This is a genomic window from Pseudomonas sp. CCI4.2, from assembly GCF_034350045.1.
Lineage (GTDB): Bacteria > Pseudomonadota > Gammaproteobacteria > Pseudomonadales > Pseudomonadaceae > Aquipseudomonas.
Genome location: NZ_CP133781.1, coordinates 458,101 through 480,564 on the forward strand (window position 1 = coordinate 458,101; position 22,464 = coordinate 480,564).

Consider the following 22,464-nt stretch of genomic DNA (forward strand, 5'->3'; position numbering starts at 1 on the left):
ATAACCCGGTCTGCAACGCGGCAGAAAGTTTCAGCGATTCATCTTTCAGTCGCTGCGCTGGACGGATAACCGGGCCCACCCGGAGAAACCGCCTGATGAGCGAGCTTTATTACAACGCCGTGCCGAATGCGACCCGTGTCGCACCGCCACGCGCCGCACCACGCCAATACCCTGACGTGAAGCCCGAGCGGGTTTACCTGTTCGGCACCTGTGTGGTCGACCTGTTTTACCCAGAAGCCGGCATGGACGCGATCCACTTGCTCGAACGCGAAGGCATTCGGGTTGAGTTCCCCCAAGGACAAAGCTGCTGCGGACAACCGGCGTACACCTCCGGCTATACCGACCAGGCCCGTGAGGTAGCGCGCTCGCAACTGGCGTTATTTGCTGGCGACTATCCCGTTGTCGTGCCGTCGGGTTCCTGTGCCGGCATGCTGCGCGAGCACTATCCCGACTTGTTCAAGGACGAGCCGGAAACACTGAAACAAGTCCATGCCCTGGCTGCTCGCACCTATGAGTTGGCCGAATTTCTGCTGTTCGTGTGCAAAGTTCAACTGCACGACAACGGCGCACCGACCAAAGTCGCACTGCACACGTCCTGTTCCGCACGCCGGGAAATGAACACCCACCTGCACGTCAGAACGCTGCTCTCGCAAATGAGCAACGTGGAGCGGGTCGAACACGGCCATGAAAGCGAATGCTGTGGCTTCGGCGGTACGTTCAGCGTGCGCATGCCAGACATTTCAGGGGCGATGGTGGCTGACAAAACCCGCTCGCTGAAAGAGTCCGGCGCGCACCAAGTGGTGACGGCCGACTGCGGCTGCTTGATGAACATCAATGGCTCGCTGGAAAAACAGCGCGAATCACTGCGTGGCCAGCACTTGGCCAGTTTCCTGTGGCAACGCACTGGAGGTGGGCAATGAACACCCATACGCGAATTCCTGTCGTCGAAGTCGAAGAAGACTTCCGCACCCGTGCCCACAAAGCCTTGGGCGACCCACAGTTGCGTAAAAACTTCCGCACCGCCATGGACTCGCTGATGACCAAGCGTGCCGTGGCCTTCAGCGATGCCGACGAACGTGAACGCCTGCGTGAGCTGGGCAATGCGGTCAAAGCCCGTGCGCTGTCCAAACTGCCCGACTTGCTGGAACTGCTTGAAACCAACCTGACCCGCAATGGCGTGATCGTGCATTGGGCAGAAACAGTAGATGAAGCCAACGCCATTGTTCTGTCGATCGTCCAAGCCCATGAAGCCAAACAGGTGATCAAGGGCAAGTCGATGGTCAGCGAAGAAATGGAGATGAACGATTTTCTTGAGGCTCGCGGCGTCGAGTGCCTGGAAGCCGACATGGGCGAATACATCGTCCAGCTCGACCACGAAAAACCGTCGCACATCATCATGCCGGCGATTCACAAAAACGCGGTTCAAGTGGGCAACCTGTTCCACGAAAAGCTCGGCGTGGACTACACCAACGACGTTGATCAACTGATCCAGATTGGTCGTCGGGTCCTGCGTCAGAAATTCTTTGAAGCGGACATCGGGGTCTCTGGTGTGAACTTCGCCATCGCCGAAACCGGCACGCTGTTGCTGGTGGAAAACGAAGGCAATGGCCGGATGTGTACCACGGTCCCGCCGGTGCACATTGCCGTCACCGGGATTGAAAAAGTCGTGGAAAACCTACGCGACACGGTGCCGTTACTGTCACTGCTGACCCGCTCGGCGCTGGGTATTCCGATCACCACTTACGTCAACATGATCTCCGGCCCGCGCAAAGCCCACGAACTGGACGGCCCGCAAGAAGTGCATTTGGTGCTGCTGGATAACGGTCGCAGCCAGGCCTTTGCCGACAGTGAACTGCGCCAGACGCTGAACTGCATCCGCTGCGGCGCGTGCATGAACCATTGCCCGGTTTACACCCGCATCGGCGGCCACGCCTACAGCGAGGTTTACCCCGGCCCGATCGGCAAAATCATCACGCCGCACATGGTCGGCCTGAAGAAAGTCCCGGATCACCCAAGCGCTTCGTCGCTGTGTGGCGCGTGCGGCGAAGTGTGCCCGGTGAAAATCCCGATCCCGGCATTGCTGCGTCGCCTGCGGGAAGAAAACGTCAAATCCCCGGACGACCCGCACAAAGTCATGCGCGGCCAAGGCAGCAAATACTCGCGCAAAGAACGCTTCGTCTGGAACGCTTGGGCATGGCTCAACAGCTCGCCAATGATCTACCGCGCATTCGGTTTCTTCGCCACCCGCTTGCGCAACTTGACGCCTGGCAACATCGGCCCTTGGACGCAAAATCACAGCGCGCCGAAACCGGCTGCGCGCTCATTGCATGAACTGGCCCGCGAGCATTTGGCCAAACAGGGTGAGAACAAATAATGAGCGCCAGACAGAACATCCTTAACAAGCTGCGTAACAGCCTGACCGGCGCGACGCCGATTGCCGATAATTTCGACGAAGACCTGGTCACCACGCCGTGGAGCTACGCCCCCGAGCTGCGGGTCGCGCAACTGCGCAAACTGATGGAGGCGGTGCATACCGAAATCCACCTCAGCACCGAAAACGCATGGCCGCAGTTGCTCGGGAAGTTGGTCAGCGACCGGCAATTGCCGAGCCTGCTGATAGCCCCTGGAACGCCCCACGGTCGGCGGATCAGCGAGCACTGGTCGATCCACCCTGAACTGCCGCAGCTCAAGGCTTATGACCAGCCCATAGAAGCCTGGAAAACCGAGTTGTTCGATGACACCCCGGCCAGTTTCACGACGACTTTGGGCGCGATTGCCGCGACGGGCAGCCTGATTATCTGGCCGACCCGCGAAGAGCCACGCCTGATGAGCTTGGTACCACCCGTGCATTTCGCCCTGCTCAAGGCCAGCGAGATTTACGAGAACTTTTATCAGGTCCAGCAAAAACAGCAGTGGGCGGACAACATGCCGACCAACGCACTGCTGGTGTCCGGCCCGTCGAAAACCGCTGACATCGAACAAATCCTGGCTTACGGCGCCCACGGCCCGAAAGACTTGATCGTACTGATTTTGGAGGACGCATGAGTCTGCCCGCCGCATTTTTGCGCGAAGCCGAACGACTGATCCCGCAGAACAGGCGCTTCGACGATCCGTTGTCGACGCTCGCCTTCGGCACCGATGCCAGCTTTTATCGGCTGATCCCAAAACTGGTGATCCGCGTCGAGTCCGAAGACGAAGTGGTAGCACTGCTGAAACTGGCCCAGACCGAACGTGTTCCGGTGACATTCCGTGCGGCGGGCACCAGTTTGTCGGGCCAAGCCATCAGTGACTCGGTGTTACTGGTGCTGGGAGACAACTGGAACGGTCGAGAGATTCGCGAGCAAGGCACGCAGATTCGTTTGCAACCCGGCGTTATCGGCGCTCAGGCCAACGCTTGGCTCGCGCCATTCGGACGCAAAATCGGCCCGGACCCAGCTTCGATAAACGCCTGCAAAATCGGCGGTATCGTGGCTAACAACTCCAGCGGCATGTGCTGCGGCACCGCGCAAAATAGCTATTACACCCTGGCGGGCATTCGCTTGGTATTGGCGGATGGCAGCCGAGTGGACACTGAGGACGCAGGCAGTGTCGCCGCGTTTCGCGACAGCCATTCAGACCTGCTGGAAAACCTCGCGCGATTGGGCCGCGAGACCCGAGCCAACCCTGAATTGGCTGCAAAAATTCGCCACAAATACCGTCTGAAAAACACCACCGGTCTATCGCTGAATGCGCTGGTGGATTTTGACGAACCGCTGGATATTCTCAGCCACTTGCTGGTCGGTTCCGAAGGCACGCTGGGATTTATCAGCGCCGTCACCTACGACACCGTTATCGATCATCCGTTTAAAGCGTCAGCCCTGATTGTGTTCCCAGACGTCGAGACCTGCTGCAACGCGGTCACCGTTCTGAAAACCCAGCCAGTGGCCGCCGTCGAGTTGCTGGATCGCCGGAGCATGCGCTCCGTGCAGAACAAACCGGGCATGCCTGGGTTCGTACGTGAGCTGTCGGAAAACGCCTGCGCCTTGCTGATCGAGTCCCGCGCAGCGTCGCAACTGCTGCTGCACGAACAACTCGTCCAGATCATGGCCTCACTGACGGCGTTTGCGGTGGAGAAGCAGGTCGACTTCACCGAAGACCCGCTGGAAAACGCGCGCCTGTGGGCCATCCGCAAAGACACCTTTCCGGCCGTCGGCGCGGTGCGTAAAACCGGCACCACGGTGATCATCGAAGACGTGACCTTCCCGGTCGAGCAGTTGGCGATTGGCGTGCGGCGCTTGATCGCGCTGTTCGAGAAACACCATTACGACGAGGCGATCCTGTTTGGCCATGCGCTGGAAGGCAACCTGCACTTCGTCTTCACCCAAAGCTTTGAGAACCCCGTGGAAGTCGCGCGCTATCAGGCTTTCATGGAAGACGTCACGCAGTTGGTGGCCGTGGAGTTTGGCGGCTCATTGAAAGCGGAGCACGGCACCGGCCGCAACATGGCGCCGTTTGTTGAGCTGGAATGGGGCAGCGATGCCTATCAACTGATGTGGCAACTCAAACGCCTGCTCGACCCTAACGGCATCCTTAACCCGGACGTCGTGTTGAGCAATGACCCGCAGATTCACTTGAAGCATTTGAAGCCGCTGCCTGCTGCGGACGAAATCGTCGACAAATGCATCGAGTGTGGTTTTTGTGAGCCGGTGTGTCCGTCAAAGGGACTGACACTCAGCCCACGGCAACGCATCGTTATCTGGCGTGATATTCAAGCGAAGAAACGCGCAGGCATCGACACCACCGAGCTGGAACGCGATTACCACTACCAAGGCATCGACACCTGCGCGGCCACTGGCCTGTGTGCGCAACGTTGCCCGGTGGGGATCAATACCGGTGAGCTGGTCAAGAAGCTGCGCAGTCGAGACGCCACCCATGGCAAAACCGCCAATTGGTTGGCCGAGCATTTCAAAACCACCTTGCAAGGCGCACGCTTTACCCTGCACGTGGCCAACGGCGCAAGGATGTTTCTGGGCGCACCCCGCCTGGCAAAACTCTCTGCTGCGCTGACCAAAGCATCAGACGGCCGTGTGCCCTTGTGGACCGCCGCCATGCCGCAACCGGAACGGGCGATTCGCTTCAGTCCGCCGGTGACCGATCTGCGTCCTCGGGTTGTGTATTTGGCAGCCTGTGTCTCGCGGGTCATGGGCCCGGCAGCCAGCGATAGCGAACAAATGTCGCTGCTGGAAAAAACCCAAGGCTTGCTGGAAAAAGCCGGTTATCAGGTGGTGTTCCCGGACAATCAAGACAGCCTGTGTTGCGGCCAGCCGTTTGCGTCCAAAGGCTATAACGAACAGGCCGAACACAAACGCCAAGAACTGCTCGCCGCCTTGTTAACGGCCAGCCGTGGCGGGCTCGACCCGATCTATTGCGACACCAGCCCTTGCACCTTGCGCCTGGTCCAGGACCTCAAAGACACACGCCTGGATCTGTATGACCCCGTGCGTTTCATCCGCACCCACCTACTGGATAAATTGCACTTCACGCCACAGCAAGAGCCGATTGCCGTACACGTGACCTGCAGCACCCAGCACTTGGGCGAAAGTCAGGCATTGATCGAATTGGCACGGTTGTGCAGCGTCAACGTGGTCATTCCCGAAGGCATTCACTGTTGCGGGTTCGCTGGCGACAAAGGCTTCACCACGCCGGAACTGAACGCGCACTCGTTGCGTACGCTGAAAGAAGCAGTGCAGTTCTGCAACGAAGGCATTTCAACCAGCCGCACGTGTGAAATCGGGCTGTCCCAACATGGCGGCATCGATTACCACGGGCTGGTTTATCTGGTAGATCGAGTGACTCAGCCTAAGTCGCTTTAACCGTCGTGAGGGGCTGAAAAACGCCCTTTCATGGTGCCAAACCGTCTAAAGATGGCTTTTTCACATGAGATAGCAGAAATAATAGAACCCCTGTGAACTGCAACAGTCCATCTCTGTAGGCCCTTTACGAACGGGCTTATAACAGACCTCGGACGGCCTCATCGACCGGCTATTCCGAGTCCATAGGCTTAGGAGATACACATGAAGCGTACCGTACTCACAGGGTTGTTCCTCACTGCCGCACTGTTGGCTTCCCCGGTATTCGCCGCTGAAGACCTGTGTGGAGCGAATCTGCAGACCATCAAGGACAGCTTGTCGTCGAGCACCAACCTGGGTAATGACGAGAAGATGAACCTTGAAGAAACTCAAAAATCAGCCATGGCCGCCCACAAGGCCGGTGATGACAAGAAATGTATCGAACTCACTACCAAAGCAATCGAACAAAACGACAAAACCGATACCGGTAATGGCGACGGTAGCGGCGCGAAATAATTTGGGCACACGCACACGGCCAGCCTCTGGCTGGCCTGTTTTTCAGCAGCGCTGCCAGACAGGAGAGGTCGACGGACTCCGTTCATTGGGGTAGACTCCGCCACCTGACTGCTCACGCGGTTGCTATCGGGGCCGATTAGGATTCGACGCTGGTTGCGAAACTCTAGGTGCATGCCGAGTTGGTAACAGAACTCGTAAATCCACTGTTGCAACTTTTATAGTTGCCAATGACGAAAACTACGGCCAGGAATTCGCACTCGCCGCTTAATTGCGACGACTAGAGCCTGAGCTTCTGGTTACTTCGGTACCAGCAATCACTAGAGGATGCCTGTAAACTCGAAGTGATTGTCATGCAGAACAGGATCGCCGTGCAGTACGTTGTGGACGAATCGGCTAAAACTTACACAACTCGCCCAATGCACCCTGCCAGTCGGGTCGCTGAGGGTTAACTTAATAGACACGGCTACGCATGTAGTACCGACAGCGGAGTACTGGCGGACGGGGGTTCAAATCCCCCCGGCTCCACCACTTCAACATCTAAAGACGTCCACGGACGTCTTTTTTTGTGCCTGAAATCCAGTAAATACGGGGGTTTCAGCGCTTTTGCGGTCTTTTGAGAGTTTTGGAGTTCCAGCCATTCGGGTATTCCAGACGGTATTCCAGACGGTATTCCAGCTTATCCGGTGCTAATCTTTGGAATACCGAATCAGTGCCTGAGGACAATCTCATGCCTGCTCAAACCCTCCGCCTCTCCGATCGACAGCTCAAGGGAGTCAAACCCGCGTCCAAGGATTACGTCCTTACTGACGGTGACGGTTTGCAGCTCCGAGTACGCAGCAACGGCTCGTTACTGTGGAATTTCAATTACCGCGAACCGGTGACCAAGAAGCGTATCAACATTGGCTTCGGGACTTATCCCGAACTGTCACTGGCGAATGCACGAAAGATGGCAGTCGATGCGCGCGAGCTGCTCGCCCAGGGCATCGATCCGAAGGTGCAACGCAATACGTTGAATGAAGCTAAGCGCGCAGAAACGGAACACACCTTTGAGAATGTGGCCACCGCCTGGTTCGAGCTCAAGAAAGACTCGGTCACTCCGGCCTACGCCGAGGACATCTGGCGGTCGCTCACGCTGCACGTGTTCCCAGATTTGAAGACGACTCCACTCGCGAAAATCACTGCGCCGATGGTGATCGGATTGCTTCGCCCAATCGAAGCGAAAGGCAGCCTGGAGACGGTCAAACGTCTTAGCCAGCGGCTAAACGAGATCATGACCTACGGCGTAAACTCCGGCCTGATCTTCGCCAACCCGCTCAGTGGCATACGGGCGGTTTTCAAGAAACCCAAGAAAGAAAACATGGCAGCGCTTCCACCCGAAGAGCTCCCCGAGCTCATGCTGGAAATCGCAAATGCCATCATCAAGCGCACGACCCGTTGCCTCATCGAATGGCAGTTGCACACGATGACTCGGCCCGCCGAGGCGGCGACTACCCGATGGGCAGACATCGACTTCGACAAACGCATCTGGACCATCCCTCCGGAGCGAATGAAAAAGCGTCGTCCGCACACAATCCCGCTGACCGAACATGCACTCTCGTTATTGGAGACGCTTAAGCCCCATAGCGGCCACAGGGAATATGTGTTCCCGTCAGATAGAAGCCCGCGCACCCATGCGAATAGCCAGACAGCCAACATGGCGTTGAAACGAATGGGCTTTCAGGACCGCTTGGTCAGCCACGGCATGCGCTCCATGGCCAGCACAATCCTGAACGAACATGGATGGGATCCGGAGCTAATCGAAGTCGCGCTGGCGCATGTCGATAAAGACGAAGTTCGAAGCGCCTACAACCGGGCGGATTACATCGAACGCCGACGCCCGATGATGGCGTGGTGGAGTGAGCATATTCAGAAGGCGACAATGGGCAGCTTGTCTGTAACTGCACTCAATGATGCTAGAAACCACGAGCCTGTGACCGACAGACGCTAGCTACCAGATGATTTAGACGGGGAAGAGGTCTTGGGTAAATATATGCAGTGGTTGAAAAGCAAGTTCGCGGAGACACCAGTACCTTATCGATTTTACTCGGCCTCCTTGGCTTTGTTCGCTCTTGGGGTTCTCCTATCACGCGTCTGGGATAAAGCCGCTATCGATATTGCGAACACAATATCTTCAGCCTTGATCATTGGCGGATTTCTCATGTGGTGTCTTCCTGCAGCACGTTGGATGCGAGACGTTTGGGAGAGGCCATTTGGCAAGACACCTATCGTTCTGTTGCATGTGCTGGTCTTGCTCGTGGCAACCAGTCTCTCGCGCTTTGTAGTTTCCGACGCACTCGGCTTGCCACCGCAGTCGTTTGATTTAACCGTGGGATTTCTCGCTTTACTCTTTTACCTGCCTGCATGGATGGCGGTAGCTGCCGTAATTTTTGTGATTTTTGGTTTCCTGCTATTTGTAGCCGTTTTGATCGTAATGTTCGTCGTAGGATCAGTCCAAATTCTCGCGCCTTTATTGAAGGTCGTCGGATTCAATTATTCGCCTACGCGAAATTCGGCCATGGCTCTTTTTCACTCGGCGGGCGCCATTGCGACTGGGCTTGTTTTGCTCACAAGCTACTCCTTCCTAACCGAGGCATACCAACCTTGGATTCTATCGGCGATCAGGCTTGTCGCCGTTAAAGCCGACTTCCATTCAGCGCCTAATTATCCAGGTGTAAACCCAGGTGAGAGGGTGCATCCACTCGAAAATGGGTACATAGCCTACGCCCGTGTCCAAGACGACAAAAGCCTAGTTATCGGCGTGAGATCTCAGGATACGAATAGGTATGATCAGTCGCTCCCTAACCCGATTCCCTCGGTTAAAGAAATGAAGCTGCCTTTTTTTGAAATACACCGTTTGCCGGAAGAGCGTAGCTCCTCCAACTGATTCATAGCACGTCATGCCGCAGGCAGAGTGGCACCGCTGCCATCTGCAACTGAACCAGCACAATTGGAGTCATCGGTGGCGACCAGTGCAGTCGGTGGCGACAGTCGCCGAATCCTGAATTTCCGCGCCCCTCCGGCCAAGCCCCTGCGCATGGCAAGGCTCTGCATCCCCATGCGCAGGGGCTCACATTTAAAGACAAACGAATGGTTAATCGCGTATCCCTCACGACTCACGATTATGTTCAAAAGCAGCTCGATAACCTTTTCATGGCGACAGTGGCGACAGTGGCGACAACCCACGTCCTGCCTGGCCTGGCGCATGGCGACAAAAGTGGCGACAGTCGCCACTTTGTCGACGACATCGGTTAAAGGCTTGACCACTTTTAACCACAGGCGTACGAATCATCACGTAAGCCGCTGTCATCGACAGCAACCCTTAGAGGAAGCCTGAACCTAAAAGGTTACGCCACCGTGTGGATGGTTCAACCAAGTGCGATTAGCGTCCGATAGCTCGCACGGTTACAGCTCCGGCTGTGATGGATGCCTACTTCACCTCAATGCCGTCCGCGGCATCTGCTCTCCACATCGCTGCCCAGCAGCAACTTCACTCCTTGGCTCATGTCCTGAACCAACTCGTGCCTGTCTCTTTCTTATGGAAAGAGACAGGCACTCAAACCACTGCTGCAGCCCATGCCGTACGGGCCTTTGCGGCAGTTCACTTAGTGACAATCGGTGTGACAAACACCAACGTCACCCGCCACAGCGTTGCCGATGATGGTGCCGCAGCCCACGGAATGGACTGCACCTGACTGACAGTCAGGCATGCCCCGGTCATCGACATCACTGCCTGCACTCACCTCAGGATCTCGCGGCATTGGTCTCGTCAGCCAGCGCAGCCTCCACCCGCCCATCTCTTCGAGATGTTCAGGAGGCCAGGTCATGAGATGCCCACGCTCCCGGTCGTAAGGAGCCGCCCAGTCCCGCGTCAGTGGACACCCTAACAGGCCGCAGGGGCCTTGATCCCTGATAACACTCAGCATTCGTGGCGGGATGACGTGGGGAAAACCGGGAGAACAGGAGAGACGCGTGATGCTGCAACGAATCTGGCGCTCGCCGCCACAGCCATTGCTGGAGGCCAACCCAGCACCCTTGGATTATCCGGTGGCCGCACTCGGTGATCTACTCGCCTCCGCCGTTGAACGCCTGGCCCAGGTACTCGGCGTACCTCAGGCCATGGCCGCACAATCGGTACTGGCCACGTCGGCACTGGCGACTCAAGGCCACGCCAACGTAGAACTGGACGGGCGGATTTATCCGCTGTCGCTGTACCTGCTAACCGTGGCGTCGTCCGGAGATCGCAAAACCGCCGTGGACCGCTGGGCACTGCAACCCGCCCGCGAATGGGAACGCCAGCAGTGGAAGGCATACCGGGAAAAGCTTGCCCGCTATCGCGCCAACGTCGCGAAGTCCCAGCTACTTCTGACCACTAACGAGGGAGGCGAAGACCCGCCGATCTTTACCGAGCCGGAGCCAGCCACACCTCGATTGATCAGCAGCGAACCAACCATCGAAGCACTGACCAAGAGCTTGTGTTTTGGTTTGCCCAGCATGGGCCTATTCAGTGACGAAGGCGGTCAATTTCTCGGCAGCAGCACCATGAGCCGCGACAATCGCCTCAAGGCCGTGACCACTCTATCAGCGCTGTGGGATGGCAGTCCCATTGACCGCTCGCGGTCCATGCCAGGCGAAAGCCTGCGGGCCTATGACCGACGCCTCAGTCTGCACTTGATGCTGCAACCTTGTCTCGCGGGACAATTGCTCAAGGACCCGCTGCTCAACGGTCAGGGCATCTTCGCCCGCTGCCTGATCATCTGACCAAACAGCCTCGCCGGGCAGCGCCTTTATCAGCCGGTCGATCTGAGCAAACACCCCCAACTGCAACGTTATCGCCAACGCATCAGCACCTTGCTGCATCGCCCCTGGAGCGTGGGCAACGATGGGTCGCTGGAGCCTAAAGCCCTGCCCCTCCGAAGCCTGGCCCGACAAACCTGGATCAACCTGCACGACACCATCGAAACGCAACTCGGCGAGTTCGGTGAACTGGCCAATGTCCGGGCCAGCGCCTCCAAGACTGCGGACAACGTGCTGCGCATCGCCGGAGTGTTTGCCGTGCTGGAAGACAGCGAAATGATCGAGGTCACGCACATCCAACGCGCCTCGACGTTGATGGACTACTACCTCACCGAAATCCAGCGCCTGACTGAACAGGAACCCGCCAACACCTTGCTGGAAGAGTCCGACCGGCTGCTGCGCTGGCTGCAGGAAAAGCACTGGTCGACGTTTACCGTTCGCGACCTGCTGCGCAACGGTCCGCGCTTCGCCCGCAAAAGCAGTCATCACACCCTGACCCTACTGGTCGAGCTGATGGACCACCAATGGCTGAGCACTGACGGCCGCAACTTCGAGGTGCGTGATGTTTCGACTCAATGAAGCCCTGCGTAACCGACGCAGCCAAGTCAAAAAAGCCCCGCCCTTACAAGTTGTCGCCACGTCCCGCGCTAGCTACCACGCGGGTTGTCGCCACCGTCGCCGTTGTCGCCAAAAACCAAGCCGACGACGTCCTCATTGAGGATTTGATGGATCAACTGCGCAGGGAAGGTGCAGATCTATTTTACCTGGATAACCAGCTGTGCCTACGACCGATGGACTGGAATCAATTCCACCGGGTGAGTGATAACTGGCGTGATCTGCTGGCCTACCTGCACAGGCATGAGGAGGAGAACCAAAATGGCTCTCGTCGGCAGGCGTGACGGCCGCAATTTTGGCTACGGCCGCCAGTTGAGTTATGCCGGTCCGCAAGCGCTCAAGGATCTGTTCGGCGGCGGTCACTTCGCCACGGTGAAAGCGCATAGCGATCGCTGGAAGGCGTTCATGCATTGGTGTCGGTCAGAGGACGGTCCCGGCTACAACGATGCGCGTCAGATTGATCGCAGCACGTTGCAGAACTACGCCGCGTACCTGCGTCAGCAGATCCAGCAAGGCGACCTCGGAATCGCTACCGCGCAGAACCGCCTGAGCAGCGTCAACCGTGCCCTCGCCGCGCTGCGCGGTGATCAGGACGTCAAGATCGTCAGTCCGAGCCGGGCGCTAAGCATGCAGCGATCGACCATCCGCACCTGCGCACCAAACGGCCAGGATCGCCAACACGTACGGCGAGTGCTTGAGGCACTAAGCGAACAGCGCCACAACCGGGTGGCCGCGATTGTTCTGTTGGCGAGAGAAACGGGCATGCGCCTGCGCGAAGCGATCCTGGCTGACCTGCCACGCCTGCAACGCGAGGCAGAACAACTAGGTCGCATCAATATTCAAGACGGTACCAAGGGCGGTCGCTCAGGGGCATCAGCGCCGCGATGGATCGCGGCTACTCAAGAGGTGAAGACGGCGGTGGAGTTGGCTAGAGATGCGTCGCCGCCCGGTAGCCGCAATTTGCTGGCTGGAGAAGAAAGCTACGCTGCGTTCTTGCAACAGACCGTGCGTCCTGCTCGAGAAATTTTGCATGAGCAAGGAATTAAAGGCTTTCATGAATTGCGAGCGGCCTACGCCTGCGAACGTTACGAGGAGCTTACGAACCACTCCGCCCCCATTAATGGTGGCAATTGCTATCGCCTTAACCGCGACCTTGATCGACAGGTGCGCCAACAGATCAGCGTTGAGCTCGGGCATAACCGGAATGATGTGGTATCGGCTTACATTGGAGGTCGAGCGTGACCAGACCCTTTGATATGGCGCTGTTCCTGAGCGGTGTCCTGACCGGTTCGAAGGCCACGCAGCAACGTCACTTAAAGCAAGCCCAGATCATGCAAGCGGCCATTCAACAACGATGGCAACAAGACAATCCCTGGGCTTGGCAGCGCAAGTATGTGCGTTGGTTCTTCACCCAATACCTGAAAAATCATTCCGATGACACCCGATGTTACTATCGACTCACTGCTCTATTGATCGGAAAACGATTAGGGCGTCAGCTGTGCTCACTGAGTACTCGATAAACTGAATGCGAGTAGCGGGAGACGCCGTTTGAGGACTATCTCTGTCACCGAAGCGGTATCGAAAAGTAGCGTGAGCAGAGCAAAAGGATATGCACAAAAATATCAAACTAGATGTACTTTCCACCAATATCGGTTGATAGTATCAATTATGCATATTCAAGCCCTGGAGGTGAATAGTAAATAATCACAACTACTCTAGGATCGACTTCAAACACGACTTAAACCTACTAATATCGGATCACTCGAGAGATTCACCGAAATAACTAACACACCATCCGCATTACATATAAAAACAGCGCCTGCCCTACCGATCTCACGAAAGGGGCAAACTTCCTATATCATCTGACCTACAAAAATCACCGCGACATAGAAAAAATCTTAACTGTAACTATATTACACTGATACGAAAATCTTCAGATCAACATCGTTGCTGTGAGCCGTCGATATCCAGCTCTGAACTAACTGGTATGCCTGAAGGGATTCCGGACTTCCTCCATGGCCTTTATTAAGTTGCCCTTCGAAATGAGACGCCGAAAAACTATTTGCGGCGACTATCCAAACTTCCTTTCGTACGCGGCTTGACTTCCGTCTTTGAGCGATAATTTTCCAAGCTTCTTCAACTGCTGCCTCTCTCGCTTTCTCGTCAGGAGCTTCAAACCTAACACCCTGCAGCAGTCTTACCCTTTCTGCCATTTTCTCCGGTGCATTTCGCGTGGGCCAAGCCACTGCTAAAACACCCCAGTTTGCAGCCTTGAGATTTTTGTCGCCAGATATGAGCATCTCTATATTTTTGATGGCTTGCCCACCTACCTCTGCTAGCGCACCAGCGGATGACTGCGGGTTCACTACAGCACTGCCACACTTGACATGAACATAAATCAGCTTACTCACTGATGAGATTATAAAATCAGCAGGCTCGGTGTCCATGTCTGTACAAAACACAAGATCAACATCAGGGATATACCTGTGAAATGGGCCTAACTGGGATCTTGTAGGATCGAGACGAGAGTTCTCTTTCAGCTTATCAAGCAGGAAAAATATAGAATCTTCATTAAATTCCTCACCGACTACCTGAATGACTTTCTTCTTACCCTTAATTTTTTCAACATAACCTTTCTCATCAAGTTGATCGTTGAGCAGGTCAGGCATACCGATTACTATATTTTGCAAACTAGAAGTGGCAATTTTAAATTCACCCTCAACAGGAAGCTTTAGCTCGTAAAACCTGCCCTTGGAGTAACTCACGCCACCATCCAAAAGAACCTTGTGCAGATTATCATGTAAAGGCTCAAGAAAATCTCCGTATTGCTCACCGCGTCCGTTGATATCGTATAAAATTTCAACCTGCGACTCGAAAACCACAAAAGGGCTATGAACACAGAGGGAAATATTAACTTTGAACTCCGGAAAGCCCGAATCAAAAATCAACCCATTGTTATTTTCAAAATATATAAAATTATTATCTATTGCAACATCTTTCCCATCATATTTTACCTGGATAGGCTGGGGAAAATCACTAAAGTCAATTATCACACTTTCGATACAAAGAGCGAGATTAACCGGAATAGGCTTAGCAAATGAATGTAAAAGATTACTATTTACCACCCTATCAACAGAGATCACACCTTCCATAAACTCAAGCCATTGATCTAGCTCATCCAGCATATATTGACCATCTTTTTGATCAGAGATTCTTCCTGAGTCAACTCCTACGTAATAACTACTTTGTTTCCCGCCAAGAATGTCAAAGTTATCACATTTTACAGTTGCAACACGATACGCCGAATTCCGCTGCAGATCAGCTATAGCTTCGAGATCTCGCCCCTTTATCGAAACACTTTCCGGGCGTTTATTTGTTGTCCCAACAGACTTACTGCTTGCTTCCTTTGTAACGGTCTTATCACCCAAACCCATTACATTGAGTAATCTTGCGGGCTCGATAGCGCCACCGATACATAATTCCGCATCGTAGCTAAATTTTCGCCCCCTACTATCATAGACAGCAACAATTTCCTGCTGGAATTTTTTTAGAAGCGTAATTTCTAGCGAGGGTTCAAAAAAGAATTGATCTTTTAAAAATCTCGACCTATTAAAGGCTATTGAAACAATAACCTTAATCCCCCCCGCAACCTGGAAGGTCTTGGCCAGCTCGCCAGACTGATTACTTCTCCAATAAAGCAAATCAGTAGCTGCTTGAACATTAAAATTACTAAACGTATTAACAAAGCAAACCGATGCAGTAGGAATTACTAGCGAGGCTTCAGGCCTAAAATCATTTATATCAAATTTCTTCAAAAACCTATTACCATAATAACTGGCATCTGGAAAAGAGCTTAGATAGATTTCAATGAGCTTGTTAACATCCAATGAGGATATAAACTTACGGGCTGCCGCGGGCGTACTAAGTGACTTGTCGAAGTACCGATAATTTATCCAAATCCTTTCATTAGCGTTAACACCACACTCGATAACTAACGGCTTAACCCCCTTATATAACCTAACAATACGACCTATCGTCTGAACTAGCTCACGACCTGAGTTCACCGCATACGTGAGAACCAGCAGCTTTGCCTGAGGAATGTCAACACCTTCATCAAGCTTTCTCTGATGAATAATTATCTCATATTCCGAATCGCGTAAATTTGCAGGGACATCCACTTTCACATTTGCTCTAGGATCTTTTACGTATTGTTCATGAACCGCCAAGACCGTAAAAGACTCATTCAACAAATGGTAGTAACGCTCTATATCCGAAAATTCCTTACACTTAACAATGCATTTAGCACCAGGGTTATCTTTCAAAAAAAGACTTATGCTGTCCACTAGCGCATCAAATTTCGCCACGCAGAATTCTGGCTCCGTCAACACTCCTTGATGTAAAGCCTCTTCAAATGTATAGATAAAACTTGAGCCATCATCGATATCAAATTGAAATAAATCGTTCCGATACGGAGTTGCCGTAATCACAATTTTATGTGCTCCAGCATTACGCACTAGCCCTTTCCAAATAGGTGAGGGTTCGGAGTGCCCCTCATCAACTATAATTAGATCAATATTACCCTTAAGATCTTCAAGTTCCCCTGAAGAAAAACTTACAAGCTTTTGAAAAGTAGATACATATATTCCGGGCTTACTAGTATCATCAACATCATCGAAAACGCTTTTCTTGATTCCTTTGTAGTTCGGCACAAGCGACTCAAAAAAACGTCCATTTATTTCTTTAACTAGCTGATCACAAACAGCTCTACGATGGCATAAAACAAGCACTCTAGATTGCTTGCATGCGTGTGCTACAACAGCTATGACTCCTGATTTACCTGCTCCCGTTGGCAAGCTTATCAGGCAAGATTTTGAATCCAGTGTATCAACTGGTCTTTTTACGTATTTCAAGGCTGTCTCGATGCTGCGCTTCTGGCAAGTCCTCAGCGCATCCCACAACTCTGAAACCAAAAAGAAACCTCCAACTTTAACATTCATAAATTACATCCTTGTATGGTGACCACTTAAAAACCACGTACATAGGCAGAGAGCTGCCCCGAGCAGAGCAAGGTAGCATTATGCCAGCCCAACGAAAAGCGCACCACACCTGAAATCATCCATACTAAACAAAAATAGCTTACGGAGCAGCGCGATCAATATATTTCATTCCTATGCACTCCCCTCTCGCCATACGAACACTAGTGACGGCTTTTACTACTTTGATCACTCGCACTAACTATAATGGTGAATTACCTAAAGTTTTTCGGTTGATGCGCGAGGGTAATCTGCTACTTCAGCAAAATGCCAGAAACGACAAAAGCAGTCAGAAGCGAATTTGCTGATCCTGATTGCTTGGCCAGTGTGTTAGAGACTGGTCTCAACGAGACGATCAAAAACCAAGCTTGCGGTTAATGGGTGTGTGCATCTGGCCGATACGCTGGAAGCGCTACCAAAAAACACCACCAACTCGGACAACCTGAGCTCTAAGGACTACCAGTGATCGTTTACGCTGCGACCAAACAGCAATTTCTCAAAGACAGCGATAACGACGACATTGAGGAGGTGATTCTCAGGCATTTCAAAGAGGCCACCGGCAAAAAAGTGGGGGCGTCGGAGATAAGGTCATGGCAGGGCTCATTGAGCTATATGGCGAAGGTGCTTCGAGACGACGGCCTGCCCAACGATGCGGGGTTGGCCATTGAGCTGCATATTCCACAATCGTCGAAACGAATCGATTTTTTGCTCACCGGCCGAGGTGAAAATCAGATCAAAAACGCGGTGCTGATCGAGCTCAAGCAGTGGAGCAAAGCGACCGCTACCACCAAGGACGCGATTGTAAAAACCGCACTGGGGGGAGGTCTCGTAGAAACCATTCACCCCTCCTATCAGGTCTGGTCCTATGCGGCACTGTTGGAAGGTTTCAATGAAGCCGTCTACGACAAAAGCATCGAGATACGTCCCTGTGCCTACCTCCACAACTACGTCAGCGATGGCGTGATCAACTCAGCACACTACGATGCCTACACCAGCAAAGCACCGCTGTTTCTCAAGGGCCCAGAGGAGCTCACGAAGCTACGAAGCTTTCTTAAAAAATACATCGTTCATGGCGACAACAAGGAAGTGCTGTACGAGCTCTCCAACGGGAGAATTCGCCCTTCTAAAGCGTTGGCAGAGGCGCTGAAGGGATTGATGAAAGGTAAGCCCGAGTTCGTATTGATCGATGATCAGAAAACGACTTTTGAATCGGCTCTTGCCGCAGCAAGTGCCGCGTCTGAGAACGCGCCAAAAGTACTGATCATCGAAGGTGGCCCAGGTACCGGAAAAACGGTCCTGGCGATAAACCTCTTGGTCAAGCTCACAGGGTTAGGATTGTTGAGTAAATACGTCTCGAAAAATGCCGCGCCCCGAAAGGTGTACGAAAGCAAATTGGTCGGCACCGTCAAACGTAGCCATTTTTCCAACTTCTTCTCTGGTTCCGGGGCGTTCATTGATACCGAGCGCAATACCTTCGACACGTTGGTTGTAGACGAAGCCCACAGGCTCAACGAGAAAAGCGGTCTCTACGGGAATCTGGGTGAAAACCAGATCAAGGAATTGATCGAGTCAGCCAAATGCGCAATTTTTTTCATCGACGAAGACCAGCGTGTCACCTTAACCGACATCGGCACCAAGAAGGCCATTCGAGCGTTCGCCAAAGCAAAAGGCGCAACCGTCGAAGAGTACACGCTGTCCTCCCAATTCCGCTGTAGCGGTTCCGATGGCTACCTGGCGTGGCTGGACGACGTGCTAGATATTCGCGCTACAGCCAACCCGTTACTTGATACCAGTGAGTACGAGTTCAAGATCTTTGATACTCCGCAGGCGATGCACGCTGCTATCGAACAGAAGAATCACGATAACAAGGCGCGAGTTGTCGCGGGTTACTGCTGGCCTTGGCTGAGTAAAAAAGACCCCAAGGCTGCCGACATCGTTATTGGCGATAGCTACGCCCGTCAATGGAACCTCGACCAGGACGGTAGCTTATGGATCATCGCTGAAAACTCCATAGAGCAGGTAGGCTGCATCCACACCTGCCAGGGGCTGGAGGTGGATTATATTGGCGTAATCATTGGCCCAGATTTGATCGTCAGGAACGGCCAAGTGCTGACGGTGCCTTTAGAGCGCGACAAGCATGACAAATCGATTCGGGGCTGGAAGAAACTGATGAAAGAACAGCTGGATCTGGCTCGCCATGAGACGGACTTGATCATCAAAAACACCTATCGAACATTGATGACCCGCGGCATGAAAGGCTGCTACCTGCATTGCACTGATCAGGAAACTGCGCAGTATTTTAGAAGCCGCCTTGCCGAATACAGCGGTAAATGACTTCACACTTGGCCTTCAGTCGTATAAATGCCTTTGACCAATCTGCCGAGATTGTTTGATAGCGATCTGCTCACTGAGGGCCTTCTCGACTGACTGCAATCGGCAGCTATGTGCAGTTCACTGCCAATCATGGTTACGAATGATTCTGGCCAGATTGATTGCAAACGAGTGATCAAGTGGAGTGGAGTATTCCAATTGGTATTCCAGCCAGAAACAAAAACACACATTAGCTATATATATCAATCTCTTGCCGAACCAATTAAAATTACCCCGGCCCAAACGAAACACCATCAAAGCCCGCCCAGTGCGGGCTTTGATGCATCTGAAGCATCTGAAGCATCGAGAGTGGATGAGTCGATCCGGGGTCATGCCGATAAATGGCGTGATCCATCGACTTTGATATTGGGCTCGCCTTCCTCAGCAAGCCCCCGTAATCCAGCGCATACCCTTTATTGTTTCGACATCAACGCCGCCGAGCGGGTGACCGCCCTTTCATCATCTGAAGAGAGGACTGGTTGTTCAGCGAATCATCTAAAAGCGCGAAGGCCAGCGCTGGACTTTACAGCTTGGTCGCGACGGCCAAAACCGACTGCCAAGAATCTACGGGTGGCTGCCAACAGCGGCTTCGTCGGTTTAAGCTGTCGGGGTTACGAAGAGTCTAATGAACACAAGCGGAGAAACGATCATGAAATACGACGACAAACTGATTGAAGAAACCGTGCTTGCCCTGCTGACAACCTTCAGTTTTGACAGAGGCAATGCTTGGAAGGGGTTCGACTTCGAGATAATGAACCGATTGCATGAACTTGGTTTCATCAGTAACCCGGTGAACAAGAACAAATCGATTTGGTTGACGGAGGAAGGACTGGAGCGAGGACGGCAGATAGCCGACCGGTTGTTTGGGATCAGGGCTCAAGGGGAGCCTATATCCGACTTGGGAAGCTGAGATCGCGCGAGGAAATACATCAATTCGTACAGTCGTAGACGCATACCTAGCCGAGCCAGAAAACTGACTGTCGGATTGAGCGCGGTGTAGAAGCCTTTTTGTAATTCGAGCGCTAGCGCGACTACCTTTCGAACACAGGCTCCGCCATGCCTTTAACCCCCGGCCGCACAGCAAAAATACCTCCCGCCAACGGCTGCTCACTCAAATCCCCAGCCGGGCGAATTGAAGTAACAAACAGCGTGTCCAGCTCCCTCCCCCCAAACGCACACATCGTCGGCTTTTTCACTGGCACACCGATGGAGCGATCCAGCCTGCCCTCGGGTGTAAAGCGGTGAATCAGCCCGGCATCGTTTGCGCAGATCCAATAGCAACCTTCGGCGTCGATTGCGGCACCGTCAGGGCGGCCAGGGTGTTGGTTCATATCGACGAACACGCGACGGTTGCGGGGGGTGCCGCTTTGCGTGTCGTAATCGAAGGCCCAGATCAGTTGCACTGACGGGTGGGAGTCGGAGAGGTACATCGTCTTGCCGTCAGGACTGAATGCCAGGCCATTGGGAATCATAAAACCTGTCAGTTGGGGGTTGAGAGGTTCGCGCCGCCCGGACACGTAACGATACAACGCACCCGCCGCCGAACCCGTTGCCATATCGAGCGCCATGGTGCCTGCCCAGAAACGCCCCTGACGATCACAACGACCATCGTTGAAGCGCATGCCTGGGTGCGCGTGGTTCACGTCTGTCAGTCGGGTGCTGTTCAGTTTTCCATCAAGGCTGGCGTCGAGCATGAACAAGCCGCTCTCCATCCCCGCGATCCAGTTGCCGGTGGGAGTGGAGGCGATGCAGGCGAGCATCTCGGCAGTTTCCCAGCTGTGCGTCTGACCGTTTTCCGGGGCCCAGCGATGTAGCCGCCGGGCAGGAATATCAACCCAGTAGAGCGCCTGTTCCCGAGAGTTCCACACTGGGCTTTCGCCAGTGGCATTACGTGCGTCGAGAATCAGTTCAGCGTCCATGGCGGTTCCATTGGCGAATTCGGGAAGGGCATCCAACGGAGGATTTTAATCGTCGCCGAAGGGGCCAAGTGCAACAAAGGCGCCGCCCTGGTAAAGCATGATGGGGTCGCTTGCAGCCGGTAAGGGTTGTGCTTCGACCTGACTACGGAACGCTTCGGAATTGTCTTGAGCGTTAAAGCCCAGGTGCGCGGCGTAACGGTTATCCCACCACGTGGTTTGATTGTTGGAAACGCCGTAGACCACCGTGTGGCCGACATCCGGTGCGTACAAGGCACGTTCCAATAATTGAGTCAGATCGTTATAGCTCAACCAGGTGCTCAGCATCCTGCGGTTTTGCGGTTCTACGAAAGAAGAGCCGATGCGAATGCTCACGGTCTCTATGCCGTAGCGATCGAAATAAAAGCTGGCCATGTCCTCGCCATAAGACTTGGACAAACCGTAATAACTGTCCGGACGGCGCAAGGAATGGGCGTCCAGACCCTGCCCCTGCGGGTAGAAGCCGATGACGTGATTGGAACTGGCAAAGATGACTCGCTTAACCCCATGCCGACGGGCCGCTTCATAGATGTGGAAGACCCCACAAATATTGGCGCCCAGGATGTCCTCAAAAGACCGTTCGGTCGAGACACCGCCAAAATGCAGAATCGCATCGACCCCCTGAACCAATTCATCAACGGCTTTCTTGTCAGCAAGATCGCAATAACGGATTTCCTCGCTTTCATCCACCGCTGGCGCAATGTCAACAATGTCGGAGAGACGCAAAACGCTGGTCAAAGGCTTCAGGCGCTTGCGAAGTACTTTGCCTAGCTCACCGGCGGCACCTGTTAGCAGAAGACGATTGAAAGGTGGGCGCGCACTGATCGTTGAAGTCGTCATGGCAGATTGGCTCGAGTTATTTTTATTGACATACGTTGTCGTACAACAGGTGGATTATCGACATGCTCCCTTATGTTGTCAACGCGTTACGAATAACCGACGCGTTAACACGCAGAGTGCGCTTTTTCTGACCATAATTGATGCTATGAATACGGATTTATATAATCCAAGGTGCAAAAAGTCAGTTGACACATAAATACGATATTGGCTATAAATGGCAAAGATGTACGACGACCTACAACATGCAGGTCCGTTATTATAAAAATAATACAGTGAGTGTTGCCCATCATGGATGCATCCCACGAGGCTGTTTTTCCAATCGATTTTCCAATTTTCGATCTGATCGGTTTACCCACCCGCAGAGCCTCGCCTGCTGTTTGAGGCGGTCTTCGCGAGGGGCCTGATTGTGCTCGTCATACACTCGACATCCTGGATACGCGGAGGGATGCCGCACACTTCAAATCCAATAATAAT

Annotated in this window: 16 protein-coding genes, 1 other RNA gene and 1 pseudogene; 15 read left to right on the plus strand and 3 right to left on the minus strand. The window is 53.6% G+C overall.

Annotated elements, in window-relative coordinates:
* The first annotated feature begins 95 nt into the window (after positions 1 to 95).
* From RHM65_RS02115 to RHM65_RS02175, 13 genes and pseudogenes are all read left to right on the plus strand, one after another.
* A complete protein-coding gene (locus RHM65_RS02115) occupies positions 96 to 920 on the plus strand; it encodes a (Fe-S)-binding protein (protein ID WP_322167606.1) in 825 nt (274 codons plus the stop codon).
* Positions 917 to 2,374 (plus strand): LutB/LldF family L-lactate oxidation iron-sulfur protein, encoded by a 1,458-nt coding sequence (locus tag RHM65_RS02120; protein WP_322167605.1) that lies wholly within the window; start codon positions 917 to 919, stop codon positions 2,372 to 2,374. The genes RHM65_RS02115 and RHM65_RS02120 overlap by 4 nt, the downstream gene beginning before the upstream one ends.
* Positions 2,374 to 3,045, plus strand: coding sequence for a lactate utilization protein (locus tag RHM65_RS02125; RefSeq protein ID WP_322167604.1), 672 nt, complete (start codon positions 2,374 to 2,376; stop codon positions 3,043 to 3,045). Before RHM65_RS02120 ends, RHM65_RS02125 begins: the two co-directional genes overlap by 1 nt.
* Positions 3,042 to 5,852: an FAD-binding and (Fe-S)-binding domain-containing protein gene (locus tag RHM65_RS02130; protein ID WP_322167603.1), complete on the plus strand. Its 2,811-nt coding sequence runs from the start codon at positions 3,042 to 3,044 to the stop codon at positions 5,850 to 5,852. The genes RHM65_RS02125 and RHM65_RS02130 overlap by 4 nt, the downstream gene beginning before the upstream one ends.
* A 201-nt stretch (positions 5,853 to 6,053) precedes the next feature.
* Positions 6,054 to 6,344 carry a hypothetical protein gene (locus tag RHM65_RS02135; protein WP_322167602.1) on the plus strand — a complete coding sequence of 97 codons (291 nt, stop codon included), beginning with the start codon at positions 6,054 to 6,056 and terminating at the stop codon, positions 6,342 to 6,344.
* Positions 6,345 to 6,472: 128 nt separating this feature from the next.
* Positions 6,473 to 6,872, plus strand: a transfer-messenger RNA (tmRNA) gene (gene ssrA, locus RHM65_RS02140).
* A gap of 199 nt (positions 6,873 to 7,071) precedes the next feature.
* Positions 7,072 to 8,331, plus strand: coding sequence for an integrase domain-containing protein (locus RHM65_RS02145; RefSeq protein WP_322167601.1), 1,260 nt, complete (start codon positions 7,072 to 7,074; stop codon positions 8,329 to 8,331).
* A gap of 30 nt (positions 8,332 to 8,361) precedes the next feature.
* A complete protein-coding gene (locus tag RHM65_RS02150; RefSeq protein WP_322167600.1) occupies positions 8,362 to 9,267 on the plus strand; it encodes a hypothetical protein in 906 nt (301 codons plus the stop codon).
* Positions 9,268 to 9,470: 203 nt separating this feature from the next.
* Positions 9,471 to 9,635, plus strand: a complete 165-nt coding sequence (locus RHM65_RS02155; protein WP_322167599.1) for a hypothetical protein — start codon at positions 9,471 to 9,473, stop codon at positions 9,633 to 9,635.
* A gap of 720 nt (positions 9,636 to 10,355) precedes the next feature.
* Positions 10,356 to 11,756, plus strand: a pseudogene (locus RHM65_RS02160) (YfjI family protein).
* A 146-nt stretch (positions 11,757 to 11,902) separates the two neighbouring features.
* Positions 11,903 to 12,076, plus strand: coding sequence for a hypothetical protein (locus RHM65_RS02165; RefSeq protein ID WP_322184209.1), 174 nt, complete (start codon positions 11,903 to 11,905; stop codon positions 12,074 to 12,076).
* Positions 12,054 to 13,034: an integrase domain-containing protein gene (locus RHM65_RS02170; protein ID WP_322167597.1), complete on the plus strand. Its 981-nt coding sequence runs from the start codon at positions 12,054 to 12,056 to the stop codon at positions 13,032 to 13,034. The genes RHM65_RS02165 and RHM65_RS02170 overlap by 23 nt, the downstream gene beginning before the upstream one ends.
* Positions 13,031 to 13,312, plus strand: coding sequence for a hypothetical protein (locus RHM65_RS02175; RefSeq protein WP_322167596.1), 282 nt, complete (start codon positions 13,031 to 13,033; stop codon positions 13,310 to 13,312). Before RHM65_RS02170 ends, RHM65_RS02175 begins: the two co-directional genes overlap by 4 nt.
* A 393-nt stretch (positions 13,313 to 13,705) precedes the next feature.
* Here the strand turns inward: RHM65_RS02175 and RHM65_RS02180 are convergent, their stop codons facing one another.
* On the minus strand, positions 13,706 to 16,789 hold the full coding sequence (locus RHM65_RS02180; protein WP_322184211.1) for a DEAD/DEAH box helicase: 3,084 nt from the start codon (positions 16,787 to 16,789) through the stop codon (positions 13,706 to 13,708).
* A gap of 498 nt (positions 16,790 to 17,287) precedes the next feature.
* Here RHM65_RS02180 and RHM65_RS02185 point away from each other — a divergent pair, with 498 nt between their 5' ends.
* Both RHM65_RS02185 and RHM65_RS02190 read left to right on the plus strand, forming a co-directional pair.
* A complete protein-coding gene (locus tag RHM65_RS02185; RefSeq protein WP_322167594.1) occupies positions 17,288 to 19,159 on the plus strand; it encodes a DUF2075 domain-containing protein in 1,872 nt (623 codons plus the stop codon).
* A 685-nt stretch (positions 19,160 to 19,844) separates the two neighbouring features.
* Positions 19,845 to 20,105, plus strand: coding sequence for a DUF6429 family protein (locus RHM65_RS02190; RefSeq protein ID WP_322167593.1), 261 nt, complete (start codon positions 19,845 to 19,847; stop codon positions 20,103 to 20,105).
* A gap of 121 nt (positions 20,106 to 20,226) precedes the next feature.
* Here the strand turns inward: RHM65_RS02190 and RHM65_RS02195 are convergent, their stop codons facing one another.
* Together RHM65_RS02195 and RHM65_RS02200 are read right to left on the minus strand one after the other, a co-directional pair.
* Positions 20,227 to 21,114 (minus strand): SMP-30/gluconolactonase/LRE family protein, encoded by an 888-nt coding sequence (locus tag RHM65_RS02195; protein ID WP_322167592.1) that lies wholly within the window; start codon positions 21,112 to 21,114, stop codon positions 20,227 to 20,229.
* Between the two features lie 45 nt (positions 21,115 to 21,159).
* Positions 21,160 to 21,990: an NAD(P)-dependent oxidoreductase gene (locus tag RHM65_RS02200; protein WP_322167591.1), complete on the minus strand. Its 831-nt coding sequence runs from the start codon at positions 21,988 to 21,990 to the stop codon at positions 21,160 to 21,162.
* Positions 21,991 to 22,464: the final 474 nt, after the last annotated feature.